Source organism: Megasphaera sp. UPII 135-E (assembly GCF_000221545.1).
GTDB lineage: Bacteria > Bacillota > Negativicutes > Veillonellales > Megasphaeraceae > Megasphaera > Megasphaera hutchinsoni.
In genome coordinates this window covers 1-13849 of the sequence record NZ_AFUG01000005.1, presented here as the reverse complement: position 1 = coordinate 13849, position 13849 = coordinate 1, and the positions used below count along the sequence as shown (strand labels likewise).

Annotated in this window: 11 protein-coding genes and 1 other annotated feature; of the genes, 3 read left to right on the top strand and 8 right to left on the bottom strand. The window is 39.0% G+C overall.

Going from position 1 to position 13849, the window contains the following annotated elements; all coding sequences use genetic code 11:
• Window positions 1-122 precede the first annotated feature (122 nt).
• Together HMPREF1040_RS00585 and HMPREF1040_RS00580 are read right to left on the bottom strand one after the other, a co-directional pair.
• Entirely contained in the window at window positions 123-557 is a 435-nt protein-coding gene (locus HMPREF1040_RS00585; protein ID WP_007391975.1) for a flavodoxin family protein, read from the bottom strand.
• Window positions 558-680: 123 nt separating this feature from the next.
• Window positions 681-2105, bottom strand: coding sequence for a sodium:solute symporter family protein (locus HMPREF1040_RS00580; RefSeq protein WP_007391965.1), 1425 nt, complete (start codon window positions 2103-2105; stop codon window positions 681-683).
• Window positions 2106-2215: 110 nt separating this feature from the next.
• Window positions 2216-2438 (bottom strand) — a binding site (T-box leader).
• Window positions 2439-2551: 113 nt separating this feature from the next.
• Between HMPREF1040_RS00580 and HMPREF1040_RS00575 the strand changes: the two genes are divergently transcribed.
• Window positions 2552-3478, top strand: a complete 927-nt coding sequence (locus HMPREF1040_RS00575; protein ID WP_007391969.1) for a ketopantoate reductase family protein — start codon at window positions 2552-2554, stop codon at window positions 3476-3478.
• A gap of 52 nt (window positions 3479-3530) precedes the next feature.
• Here the strand turns inward: HMPREF1040_RS00575 and HMPREF1040_RS00570 are convergent, their stop codons facing one another.
• The 6 genes from HMPREF1040_RS00570 to HMPREF1040_RS00545 all read right to left on the bottom strand — a co-directional run bounded on the left by HMPREF1040_RS00570 (window position 3531) and on the right by HMPREF1040_RS00545 (window position 10562).
• Window positions 3531-4676, bottom strand: coding sequence for an acyl-CoA dehydrogenase (locus HMPREF1040_RS00570; protein ID WP_007391970.1), 1146 nt, complete (start codon window positions 4674-4676; stop codon window positions 3531-3533).
• 125 nt (window positions 4677-4801) lie between these two features.
• The gene (locus tag HMPREF1040_RS00565) at window positions 4802-5923 is read right to left on the bottom strand and encodes a 2-hydroxyacyl-CoA dehydratase subunit D (RefSeq protein ID WP_007391972.1); all 1122 of its coding nucleotides are present in this window, start codon (window positions 5921-5923) and stop codon (window positions 4802-4804) included.
• Window positions 5923-7209: a 2-hydroxyacyl-CoA dehydratase subunit D gene (locus tag HMPREF1040_RS00560; RefSeq protein WP_007391974.1), complete on the bottom strand. Its 1287-nt coding sequence runs from the start codon at window positions 7207-7209 to the stop codon at window positions 5923-5925. The genes HMPREF1040_RS00565 and HMPREF1040_RS00560 overlap by 1 nt, the downstream gene beginning before the upstream one ends.
• 21 nt (window positions 7210-7230) lie before the next feature.
• Window positions 7231-8007, bottom strand: a complete 777-nt coding sequence (locus tag HMPREF1040_RS00555) for an acyl-CoA dehydratase activase (RefSeq protein WP_007391971.1) — start codon at window positions 8005-8007, stop codon at window positions 7231-7233.
• Between the two features lie 35 nt (window positions 8008-8042).
• Window positions 8043-8960 carry a VOC family protein gene (locus tag HMPREF1040_RS00550; RefSeq protein WP_007391967.1) on the bottom strand — a complete coding sequence of 306 codons (918 nt, stop codon included), beginning with the start codon at window positions 8958-8960 and terminating at the stop codon, window positions 8043-8045.
• A gap of 48 nt (window positions 8961-9008) precedes the next feature.
• On the bottom strand, window positions 9009-10562 hold the full coding sequence (locus HMPREF1040_RS00545; RefSeq protein ID WP_007391973.1) for an acyl CoA:acetate/3-ketoacid CoA transferase: 1554 nt from the start codon (window positions 10560-10562) through the stop codon (window positions 9009-9011).
• Window positions 10563-11218: 656 nt separating this feature from the next.
• On the opposite strand from HMPREF1040_RS00545, the gene aroD reads away from it, so the two are divergent.
• Both aroD and HMPREF1040_RS00535 read left to right on the top strand, forming a co-directional pair.
• Window positions 11219-11962 (top strand): type I 3-dehydroquinate dehydratase, encoded by a 744-nt coding sequence (gene aroD, locus HMPREF1040_RS00540; protein WP_007391968.1) that lies wholly within the window; start codon window positions 11219-11221, stop codon window positions 11960-11962.
• 168 nt (window positions 11963-12130) lie between these two features.
• Entirely contained in the window at window positions 12131-13792 is a 1662-nt protein-coding gene (locus HMPREF1040_RS00535; RefSeq protein ID WP_007391966.1) for an acetolactate synthase large subunit, read from the top strand.
• Window positions 13793-13849 lie beyond the last annotated feature (57 nt).

Genomic DNA, 13849 nt, shown 5'->3' with positions numbered 1-13849 from the left:
AGGTTTTTTTCCAACATTATATATTCTATCGCGTTGGTTTTTATATAATACCATTTTTATTCTCTAGCCGTCAATACAAAAAATCTCGCAAATAAAAAATTCCATTATTGCGAGATTTTTTATTATGTCGTCGATAACAATCGATGCATCGTATTGGCGGCAAAATCCGCAGCCAGCCGATGTTCTCTTTCTTGTTGATCGCCCGCCGCATCATCCACCGGTGTAATATACGTGCCCACAATTTGACAACCTTGCGGTAAAAATTCTACAATTCGTCGCAATCTTTTCGCTATATCATCGGAATACGGACCAATCCACATGGTAACAAAAAGAGCTATGTTTTTATTCGTAAGTGTTTTCAATACTTCCTGTGATCTCCCATCAATAAATCCACTTTCAATATAGCAGCCAAAAAACACACAGTCATATGAAGCGATATCCGTTGGTATCTCATCCAACGAAACACAACTAATGTTTTCGCCGATACCCTTAGCCACGGCTTCTGCTATTCCCTTGGTTTTTCCCGTATACGAAGAATAGACAACAATCGTTTTCATAACTTTCTCCTTTCCATAATGAATGTTTTCTTCTGTCTTGAAGAAAGTATACTATTTACGTCTTTATTTGTCAATTGAAAAGATATTTCATTTTTTGATAATCATCCAGGAAACATTTTCAATCTATTTAGACATGACTATTTTTTTCTCAATCGAAAGAATGTCTAATTTTTCAGATGTCACAAAACAAGTGCCGCCAAATACAAGGCTACATACCAACCACTCTGCATAAATCACATGCGGTACAATGCGTACCACCGGGAATAACAACCATGCTACTAAAACAATGATACCTGCTAACAACGTATAAAAAGCCGCCTCTTTTCGACAATATTGTGGAGCATATAACGTCATTAAAATAATAACGCCAAATGCCGCCATCAATGACAACCCCGCCATTAAGGTAGAAATAATACCGCTAATCGTAAGGGCAAACCCTAACGTAATCAGGCCTAACACCAATACAGATAAACGCGTTACCAGCAAATATTGCTTTTCCGTAATACGTGGCTGAATAAAACGTTTATGAATATCTTGAGAATATAACGTAGCCGAAGACAATAATAAATTACATGCCGTACTAATATCGGCAGCCCATAGAGAGGCTAAGGTCACACCAGCAATCCACGGATTAATCGACATAATCAATCGCGGCAATGCGGTTGTAGGTGCAATATGAGGATATACTTCGGCTGCCACCACGCCTAACAGTGCGGCAAGAAAACCAACTGGCAACATAATAATACCACCAATAATAAATCCACGTTGAGCCGTGTGTACATTTTTAGCGCCCAAAGAAACTTGAATGATCGCTTGCAAAGACAAGTTTACCGTAATAAGCGTAACAATCCAAGTAACAATTTTCATGCCTCCTACACCTTGTACTATATCCAGCGTAATATCACTAGGTACTTGTACGACTACCGTCTGCATGCCACCTACTAAAGAAATAATGATAAAAGCAGCAACGGTAATACCAATATATTGTAAAGTAACATTTAACATATTAGACTGACTGGCTGACCACATCCCTCCTATTAACGTAATCCCAATAAATACAATAGCACTAACAATCATGCCTGAAAAAGGAGTGAAAATTTGTGGCAATAAAGCTGATAAAATAGCACCTCCTGCCACATATTGTAAACTCATAACAACTAATTGTACTAAAATTTGGCAAACAATCCCAGCAATACTGCTTTTTGTATCATAATACCGTTCTAACATTTCAGGAATAGTCGTTATCTGTAAACGACGATATTTTTTCGCTACGGTTAAACCCATAACAATTGCCCCAATCCCCCAAGCGGCCGTATACCATCCTGCCGATAGCCCTACTTTATACGCCTGTTCAGCAACACCGATAGTAGATGCCCCGCCTACGGCTAAGCCAACAATAGAAACAACGACTAGTGGTACCGTTAGCTTTCGTCCGGCCAAAATATAATTTTCTGCTGAACCAGATGCTTTTTTCTTGATATACCAACTAATAGCAAATAAAATAGCCACATACATGAAAATAATGAAAATTTGAATACTTCCTGTCATACATACAACCTCTTTTCTTATTGCAAAATATATAAAAAAAGAACACCTTCGCCCGAAGGGACGAAGATGCTCGCGGTACCACCCTTTTTACCTAAAAAAAAAGAGTAATACCGAGGGACGGATTGCTCCGCGGTACCACCCTATTTATCTTGAATCAGATCAACTCATGGCATATCTAACGAGTGCCACCCCGGTTCAGCCTACTAATCAAAATAACATTCAGCCTTACAGTTCAGGAAAGAACTTCACACTGTATCACCTACTGTTTTACACCAGCCAACAGCTCTCTGTAAAGATATTTACAATACTACTTTTTTCCATCACTACTTTTATAAATATAAGATTATGAATATATTATATCTAATTTATTTTATTTGTCAATTCTTTTTTTATTATAATTTTTTATTTATAATTGTAGAAAATAACATAAGAAAGGGTGTCCATTCATGAAAATACTCATTTCTGGTATTGGCGGTATCGGCGGTTACATTGCTTCCATTCTCTGTGCCAATCATAAACAAGTAACATTAGTTGCCCGTACAAAAAGAAAAGACGCTTTACAATGTGCAGGCTTGCAATTACATAGTGAATTATGGGGAGAGCATACCTATCATCCGCCTGTAACAGACACACCTAGCCACTTGGGCATCCAAGATGTCATATTCATTTGTGTAAAAAACCCTTCTTTACCTGAAGTATTACAAGCGATTAAAGATTGTGTTGATGACCATACCATTATCTGTTGTATTATGAATGGAGTTACCTACCCCGATGTCGTCCGCACTTACTATCCACAGGTGCGTTTTGTGCCATCATGCATTTACATTACCTCTTCTTATCAAGAAGATTACTCTATTCTTCAAACGGGTAACTATGCCCGCATATTTCTCGGTTCTCCCGATACAGAGGCTGCTCAAGTCGTCTCCAGTCTGTTATCACACGAAGGCCTGCAATGCCGTATAACAACTACAATTCAACAAGAAATGTGGCATAAATACATTTTAAACTGTGCTTATAATGTAAGTACCGCCTATTATAAAGGAACCGTAGCGGATGTCTGGAATGATGACAGCCGCAAAAGCGAATTTTATACCTTATTAGAAGAAGCTACTGCTGTCGGTCGGGCCTTGCGCATTCCCCTTGATGAACAACTACCACAACTTATTTATACCCGCACAGATAAACAAAAAAACAAGGATGTCACAAGTTCCTTGGCAAGAGACATTCAACAAGGAAAAAAGGGAGAATTAGAAACATTTAGCGGGTTTATTGTCCATACAGCCGCTACACTTCATATTCCCGTCCCATGTTCGCAAAAATATTATCAAACCTTATTGCGTGCGGTTAACGCCCCCTTACCACAAGAAAAGTAAAAAAGAGCTATCGTCACCTTATCATGACGATAGCTCTTTTGCTAACTATATCTTATTTCAAAAATCCAGAAATAATCATCTGTTGTACTTGGTTTGTGCCTTCATAAATCTGAGTAATCTTAGCATCACGCATATAACGTTCTACTGGATAATCACGTGTAAAGCCATAACCACCAAATACTTGAACAGCATCTGTCGTTACCTGCATAGCGATGTCAGATGCATATTTTTTTGCAATGGATGCATCCATAGAATAAGATTTAACATCAGGTTGACCCATTTTCCATGCAGCTTTATAAACAGCCCAACGTGCTGTTTCAATTTTCAATTTCATGTCAGCAAGCATAAATGCAACAGCTTGTTGTTTCATGATAGGTTTACCAAATTGAATACGTTCATTCGCATACTGTACCGCTTTATTAAATGCACCTTCAGCAATACCCAACGCTTGAGCACCTACGCCAACACGGCCACCATCTAACGTCATCATAGCGATTTTAAAGCCTTCGCCTTCTTTGCCAAGCATATTTTCTGCTGGCACAACTACATCTTGGAATACGAGTTCACGTTGTACGCAAGCACGGATACCCATTTTTACTTCTTCTTTACCATATGTAAAGCCAGGGGTTCCTTTTTCAACGATAAACGCACTCATACCTTTAGCGCCTTTAGATTTATCTGTAGCAGCAAATACAATCGTGATTTCAGCATCTCCACCATTGGTATTAAATACTTTAGAACCATTCAATGTATATGTACCATCCGCATTTTTAACAGCAGTTGTGCTACCATTTAATGCATCTGTACCTGCATTAGGTTCAGTTAAACCAAATGCGCCTAATTTTTTACCTTCTGCCAAGGGTTTCAAATATTTAGCTTTCTGTTCTTCTGTACCGAATTTCCAAAGCGGCCAGGAGCAGAGCATTGTGTGAACTTCAAAGCTCAATGCAATAGACGGATCTACTTTTGCAATTTCTTCGCAAGCAACTGCCAAGCTTACAAAATCAGCACCTACACCACCATAGTTTTCTTCCCAAGGAATACCTAAAAGACCTAATGAGCCCATTTCATCAACTAACGCACGATCAAATACTTCGTCTTCATCGCGTTGTTTAACCGTAGGTTCTAATTTCTTTTCTGCAAAATCTCTTGCGAGTTTAGCAATATCTTGTTGCATTTCGCTAAGTTTAAAATCCATAATGTAATTCCTCCTAATACTCTGTATATTTTATATATGTAATCGCGACAAGAACATACTTTACAATATGCCAAGCATATTCTCCTGCGTATTACCCAATCATATCCCCGGCAGAACGATTATCTTTAAAGAATTTCCGAAAATGCTTGGATACGAGTACGTACTTGTTCCAACGAAGGAGATTCTAAATCAACATCCACCGTGGTATAACGTACACCTGCATCTTCAAATTGCGTCTTATAAATCGGATAATCAAATTCTTCGGGATCGCAGAAACGGAACATGCATACAACAACCGCATCAGCATCGTACTTTTTTGTCATATCAATAAGCATTTGACCACGAGGTTTATCTTCATTTAATGCCAAGGGGCAACCATCAAAGTCTTGCCATTGCTGTGCTAACTGTTCCAACGGATCAATGCCTTCTGGAACATCTGTACGGAATTGACGTGATTCTTGTGCCAAATCATCTGCTACTACGGCAATATTAAAATCTTCAAAAATATCTAAAAATTCATCAGGTTCTGCCATGATACCAGAAATAACCACTTTTTTCCCATTCCATGGTTCTACTTTTTCCTGCTTTACCGTATCAATAAGTTCACGAACCCATTGTGTATGTACCGCTTTATCCATAAACCAGCGAGCCTTAATAATATCATGCCGTTTTACGGGAGTGAAAATCTGTGGATATTCAGCCGCAACATCACAAAATTCACGCATAATCCGTCGGTTTTCATTATACACCTTTATCGCTTTTTGAATAGCCATATCAGTAATTTCAACATGCAAATATTTTTCTAATTCCGTTTTTACATGATCAAATTCTGCACGCAAAAAATCAACAGCCGCTCTAATTTTACGATTTTGAGGATGCGTAAATACGACTACCGGTGCTTTACCATGCCATTTTTGACTCATGCAACGTAAGGTATCACAAGGAACAGAAAAAATAACTGCGTCTAAACAATCATACGTGCCGTTTAATTGCAATTCCATATCGGCTTGCATTAACGAACAGGCAAACGGCGGCAAGTAGGTTCGAGCGGCCGCAATTTTAGGTTTTTGTGCCCCAAACAGACCTACAGGAAGATACCCAGCAGCATATACAATTTCTTCTGGTGCATAGTAAGGCATCATCCCTACTAATCCTTTTCCCGTTTCCTTTTTATATTTTAAAACAGTCTGTTGCGGGTGATTGGATACTTCTTGAAATTTGTTAATAAGTTCGTCAATCTTGCTCATTATTGATTTCCTCCTTCACATGCCTTCTGTTCATCCATTGTTTCACAAAGTGCTTCTACACGAGTATCAAATTGTGCTTCTGAGAAGTTCCGCGGATCCGTTTGGTCGCCATCAAAAATAACATAAGGAATTCCCAAATTCTTTTGAACGCGCTGTCCACCTTCATTATTCAATAAACTCATGTTTTTGCACGAGCGATTTTGATGCAGAAGTAAGCCATCACACAACCCATCGCGGCATACCTGTTCCAACACATTACCACGTTGTTCCAAACAACAATTAATATACGTACGCGAATATGCTTCTGCCATTGATTCTAAGTTGCCCGGTTCATAAGATACATCCCACATACCGGGATATGCCGAACCAGTCATTAACGAGCCATGTCCTTTTAATTCTTTAAACGTATGACCTAAAGCAATCCAGACAGCAATACCTTCCCAGGTAAAACGAGTCTTTTCATTTTCACCAAAAGCCCATTTCTGATTTTTTACTTTTTCTTCCAATTCAGCAACAAATTTATTAAATGTGATTTCAGCATAATCCAACGAACGTGCTGCTACGACTAATCCCATGAAGTTAAAGAGATCGAAGCCATTAAGTGGCGAGGGTTTATAGCTGAAAAACTTAGAAATTTTATTCCAAGCAGCGATAGAACGTTGTGTTTGTTCTTGTACCTTAAAGAAGTTATCATAATCAAAAGGACGACCGCAAATTTCTTCCAATTTACGAATTGCTTCTTTAAATTCGCCTACAATATACCGTTTTGCATGTTTCGTAATAGGATATTCATGGTTAAACGGTACATCAATATTAATCAAAGGAACATTTAATTCTTTAGCCAAATTTTCATACCATTTCAACAAGGTATTACAGATGTTATTACAGGTAATAACCAAGTCTGGCAATGGTACACGACCAGCCGGAGATGCTTCCAATGTAGGCGGTGTAACTCCCGTTTCTTCCTGCTGTTTCATTAACTCTGTGTATCCCATGTTAACACGGCAATATGAACAGATATCTTGATCATACCCCTTGTTTTCTGCTACTTCCAATAAATCTGGCGAACCATGCCGGGCACCAATCCCAGCAGCATGTGTTTCAGGATATATCAAGGCAATACCCATTGCTGTACAGAATTCCGGTGGTGCAACTGAAGCAGACCAACATACTAGACGACCTTCTTTTTTTGCCTGTCTTGCATCTTCATCAAGTTTCGCCTGAAAATAACCTAATGCCTCCTTAGAGCTCATGCTTGCCACGTCAAGATTTTTTTCTTCACTCATGATGATTCTCTCCTTTGTAACTTATTTTTTTATTTTTTCATATGCAATTAGTGCTGCCCCCAAGGCTCCAACCACTTGTGGGTGATTAGCCACCTGCACTTTTACTCCCAGTTCCTTAGCAATTGCATCAACTACTCCCGGGTCTCTTGCTCCACCACCGGTCATCGTAAGCGTTCCATCTACCCCAACACGACGAACCAAAGCGCTGGCCTTACTTGCTATCGACTTATGAACACCTGCTACTATATCTTCCTTTGCTATATTTTTAGATAACAAAGAAATTACTTCTGATTCTGCAAACACTGTACATGTACTACTTACAGGTGCAGGGTTCTTCGATTTAAAATACCATTTTCCCATGTCTGAAATTGGTATTTCCAAAACTTTCGACATTACATCTAAAAAGCGACCTGTCCCAGCAGCACACTTATCATTCATAGCAAACTGCATAACCATACCTTTATTGTTTAACTTGATCGCCTTAACATCTTGTCCCCCAATATCCAAGATGGTTGTCGTTCCGGGACACTCAAATAATGCTCCCTTGGCATGACAGGTAATTTCACTGATTTCGCCTTTTGCATATTCCACATTAAACCTGCCATATCCAGTTGCGATGATATTAGACATATCATCAAGTGTTAAGTTCGTACCTTTAAAAACCTCTTCAAGCACCCGTTTTGGGCCACTTGAGCCCGTGCCGATTTCAATAACGGCATGGGCTAAGATGGTCTTACCGTCTTCTAAAATGACGGCTTTAGAGGAAGACGAACCTACGTCAATTCCTAACGTATACATCGATTCCTCATCCTTTCTCTCATACTGCCCTTTTCTTATAAATCAGGAAAGGGGTTAGGATTATTGCGATTAATGGGTGCTGTCGTTTGAACATATTCAACCAAGATTCCCGCATCTGTACTTGGACGACGGAAGTTCACAATAATATCATCCGTTCCTTGTACGGCTTTCTTTTCTAACATGCATCCATCTGATTCTTTTTCCATCGTTTGACGAACGGCTTCTACATCATCTACTTCAAATGCGATATGAGCGATGCCGCCACGTCCACCATTAAAGTTCTTCAATACCCCTTCGCGCGGAATAATAAATTCAATAGGACTGCTGTATTCGCCTTTTTTCGTGAAAATTAGATCGGCATGATATGCTTCTACAAAACCAGCATAATCCACTTCCAAACCATTCGTCTTCATGAAATCATGAGCTGCTTCCATCGTAGGCAACACAATGCCGACATGGTGTAACCGCATCGGATGCCAAGATGATTTCAGCTGACCTTTTTCAGGTCCCATCGCTTTGATAAAGGGATTTTGGTCATGCCCCACAATCGGAGCCATCGTTTCAACATATTCTACCAAAATCCCATGGTTGGTCTTAGGCCGACGGAAATTAACAATAATATCATCCGTTCCCTGTACCGCTTTCTTTTCCAACATACAACCAGGGCATTCTTCTTCCATTTCTTTACGAACAGCTTCTACGTCATCTACTTCAAACGCAATGTGAGCAATTCCACCGCGACCACCATTAAATTCAGTAAGTACACCGGAAGTTGGAATAATCATTTCAATAGGACTACTGTATTCACCTTTTTTCGTGAAGATTAAATTTGCATGATACGCTTGCACATATCCTGCATAATCAATTTCAAGCCCATTATTTTGCATAAACTCATGTGCTTTTTCCAACGACGGAAGAACAATACCAACATGATGAAGTCTCATCGGTTTCATTACAATCACTCCTTTAAATGTTATTAGTTATAAGTAAGTTAAATAAATTTATTTTTTTAAGCCCATAATACCTTCATTGAATATACGAGCATCCATAGTTGTATAGTCTTCAATAATTGGTTTGAAGTCCATGTGAGCCAGGATGTCTTTTTCAATGTCAATACCTGGTGCTACTTCCATCAATTTTAATCCTTTAGCAGTTAATTTAAACACACAACGTTCTGTCAAATACCATACATTTTTTCCCATTTCAGCGGCATAGGCACCATTAAATGTAACCTGATCAACTGCTTTAATAAACTTCTTCGATTTACCTTCTTGTAAAATTTTCAATTTACCATTTTCTACAGCAACTTTTAATCCCCCATTGGTAAAGGTACCGCAGAAATATACATTCGGTGTTTTCTGAGAAATATGAACAAATCCACCGCAACCAGCAATACGTGGGCCAAACCGACTAACATTAATATCCCCACTTTCACTGCATTGTGCCAATCCCAAAAAGGCAATATCCAAACCGCCACCATCGTAGAAGTCAAACTGATAATCTTGTGCGACAAACGCTTCTGGATTCCGTGTTGCCCCAAATTGAGGTCCCCCTTGAGGAACGCCGCCAAGGGCACCATTTTCTACGGTCAACGTAAACCGATCGGAAATGCCTTCTTCACCCGCAACAGTTGCCACATATTCCGGAGCCCCTACACCCAAATTAACAATAGCATCATCCTTCAATGCTAAAGCACCACGACGTCCAATAATCTTCTTGGCATCTAACGGAATCATATTGCCACCAGCACTGGTCGTTACACGAGCAGCACCACTTAAGGATGGATCATATTCGCAGCCAAAAGCTTGTTCATGGTCAGACGCATCCGCTTCAACAACATAATCAACATAAATTCCCGGAATCGTAACCATCCGTGCATCCAAAGAACCATGTTTAACGATTTTACGAACCTGAACAATAACAATCCCGCCACAATTATGAACCGCTTGTGCTACGGTCAAATTTTCTAATGGAGCAACTTCTTCGTGCGTCGTAATATTTCCCGCTTCATCGGCATACGTACCACGTAAGAAAGCAACATGAATAGGGAACGTTGGATAAAATAATTGTTCTTTCCCATCGATATTGATCAATTTCACCAAATCTTCTGTCGTTTTTTCATTAACACGACCGCCGCCATTCCGAGGGTCTAAGAACGTATGTAAGCCTACATCCGTGAAAACACCAATTTTTTTGCCCGCAATAGCCCGGAACATATGGCACATCGTCCCCTGTGAATAATTGTATGCTTCAATCTTATTTTCCGTTGCTAATTTAGCCAACGCGGGAACAGTTTGATAATGTCCAATAATTAACCGTTTTAACAATCCTTCATGTGCTAAATGTTCACCTGCTACACCTTTACGCGTTCCTTGCGATGCTGAGTATAAATAAGTTAAGTTCTTAGGCGAACCCGTTTCCAAAAAACGTTTTTCTAATGCTTTAGTCAATGCTTCCGGATGTGAACAGCCCACAAATCCCATACTCGTAAGCGTGTCATTGTCTTTTACCAAAGCAGCTGCTTCAGCTGGTGTGATAATTTTCACTTGTTTCATTGTCATATCCATCCTTTCAATTTTTGTAAAAACAAAACATATCCTCCGCGTTTTGTTTTTTTCCCTTTTGGTTTTATCTTGCACTTCAATTTCAGTAATACCCCAATTAGCAATCAGCAGTTATTGTTTTTCCGTCTACTCAATTACTATCATGAATGTTATCACCTAAAATCTATAACGTCAAGGAATATTACCCTTGCAATTACCGTCTTCACCGTAGACGTTGTATTCTTTTTGGTAATTCATACGTGTTTTGTTTAATTCTGTTCAAGAATAATTGAACATTTTTTTTCTTGTCATAGATTAAACACTAGTAATTAAGCCCGTTTGTTTCTATACTCAAAAGGTATATTTTTATTATAAATGGACAAAATTTCACATGAATTATTTACTTCCTTTTTTTGCATTTTTGTGTTTTTATTCTATCTTTGTTTTATAATTATGCTTGTTTTTCCCTAAAATAAGCTTTTTATTTAACACTAACATGAATTTTATTACACTTTTTTATTTTTTCTTATATCGATATTGCATGCTTTATTCTTATCTATGCCGTTAGACCATACATCTATTGTGCGGTATACGTTGTGCGGTATACTAAGAAATAATTAAATTGTTATTAATTAGCTAAATTAGTTACTCTAATAGAGGAGTTTTTTATGATACCTTATTTTCCTTTGACAGGGACAAAAGCAAAGCCTCGCATTTGTATCGCTACTACAGCAATCTCCCTCACAGACTTACAACACCAATGCAAAAGCGTGTTACCCGAAACAGAGGCACTCCTTGAATTACGCTACGATTTTTTCTCTCATGCCGCCTCAGCATCTCATCTATTGCAAACCTTACATATCGTCCATAACGAATTACCACATACCCCCATCTTATTTACTTTACGCACACAAACTGACGGCGGTGCGTATCCGCAATCCCCTACGGCCTATGCCCAGCTAATAAAAGTAGCTATCCACTCTGGCCTTATCAACTATATTGACATTGAATATAATCAGCCCCAATCCATCCGCAATGTACTCATCACTGAAGCCCAGAAAAAGCATGTTCCGATCCTCATGAGTCTACACGCTATGCAACAAACACCTTCACTTGAAACACTGCTCACATACTTTGCTGCGATGAAAAAACACGGTGCAGCCATCGCCAAAATTGCCTGTATGCCCCATACTCCAGCAGATGTACTCACCATGTTATATGCCGTTAAGCAAATAAAAGAAATATATCCCCATTATCCCATCATTGGTATATCCATGGGAAAATTAGGTCGTATTACACGCTTATACGGAAGTGCCATCACATTCACCACGGTATCTTCCGCTCGTACTGCTCCTGGCCAATTTTCCCTACCGACTTTGAAAGCACGTTTATCTGCCTTATATAAAATATAATGAATTTATAATAATTCCGTTACTGACGAAAAGATAAATTTATAGTAAAATAAAGCTACTACACAAACAAACATACTCTAAAATTGAAAAAAAATAATAAGCATACTATAATGATAAAAAATATGCTTATTATTTGAGAAATACCCACATATTAAAGGAGAATACAGAATGATAGCAACAAAAAAAGAACGCACTACCGCTGACTTATTAGTCGAATGTCTTGAAGAAGAAGGAGTCCATTATATTTTCGGCATTCCTGGTGAAGAAAATCTGGCTGTAATGGAAGCCTTATCCCGTTCTAAAATCGAATTTATTACGGTTCGTCATGAACAAGGTGCCGCTTTTATGGCTGATATATACGGTCGTTTAACGGGAAAAGCCGGTGTTTGTATGGCTACACTAGGACCTGGTGCAACCAATTTAATCACGGGTGTCGCAGACGCTGATTGTGATGGTGCCCCCTTAGTCGCTATTTCAGGGCAAGTCGGTACAGATAAAATGCATATTACGGCACACCAATATTTAGATTTACGTGCCATGTTTGAACCGATTACGCGCCGAGCTTACACGGTTGTCCGCCCCGATACAATGGCAGAAATTACCCGTCTAGCCTTTAAATACGCCGAACGAGAAAAACCCGGTGCTACTTTCATTGACTTGCCGGTAAATATCAGTCAAATGCCTGTAAGCGATAAAGATCATCCTTTAAAACACAAAACGATTTTATCCGAAAAAGCCCTGGATGAACAAATCAAAGCCGCTGCCGATGCTATTTCATATGCGAAAAGTCCTGTTATTTTAGCTGGTAGTGGCGTTATTCGCAGTCATGCCTCAAAAGCATTGACAACCTTTGCTGAAACGTTAAAAATTCCTGTCATCAATACCATGATGGCCAAGGGTGCAATTCCTTTTGACAACCCCTATTCTTTGTGGACAACAGGCATTCCCATGAACGACTATCAGACCAAAGTACTAGAAAAAGCAAGTCTGGTCATCTCTATCGGCTACGATATTATTGAATATTCTCCGGCAAAATGGCATTCTACAAACGCCGATATCATTCACATTGATACAATGCCTGCCGATATCAATAAAAATTACCAACCCAAAATTGAAGTCGTTGGTGATATTCCCGATGCATTAGCACGAATTATGAGCCAATCAGCACGTCTACAAGAACCTACCTATGCCTTAAAAATACGACAACGGATGATTGAAGAGCACAATAGTTACGCCGACGATAAAGCATTTCCTGTAAAACCGCAAAAAGCTTTAATTGACTGCCGCAAGGTCATGGATCCGGGTGATATCGTAATTTCAGACGTAGGTGCTAATAAAGTATGGATTGCACGTCATTATAACTGCTATATGCCTAATTCTTGTATTATTTCAAATGGTTTTGCTACCATGGGCATTGCTGTTCCCGGGGCGATTGCAGCAAAACTCGTATACCCAAATAAAAAAGTACTCGCCATCACTGGTGATGCCGGCTTTATGATGAATTGCCAAGAATTTGAAACAGCCCATCGCTTAGGTACCAACTTCGTGACCCTCATCTTTAACGATTGTAGCTACGGCTTAATAAAATGGAAACAAGACATGAAGTATGGACATCATCATTATGTTGATTTTACAAATCCTGATTTTGTAACATTTGCCAAAAGCGTAGGGGCAATTGGCTATCGCATTAATTCAACGGAAGAATTACTACCAACATTAGAAAAAGCCTTTAAACAAACAAAACCCGTCATCATTGATTGCCCTATTGATTATCGCGAAAATTTAAAATTGACGGAGCATCTAAAAGAATTAATGAAGACCTTAGAATAAAAAAAAGCGAGACATCGTCTCGTCTTTTTTTATTTTCTTTCTCTAGAATAGTAGAAA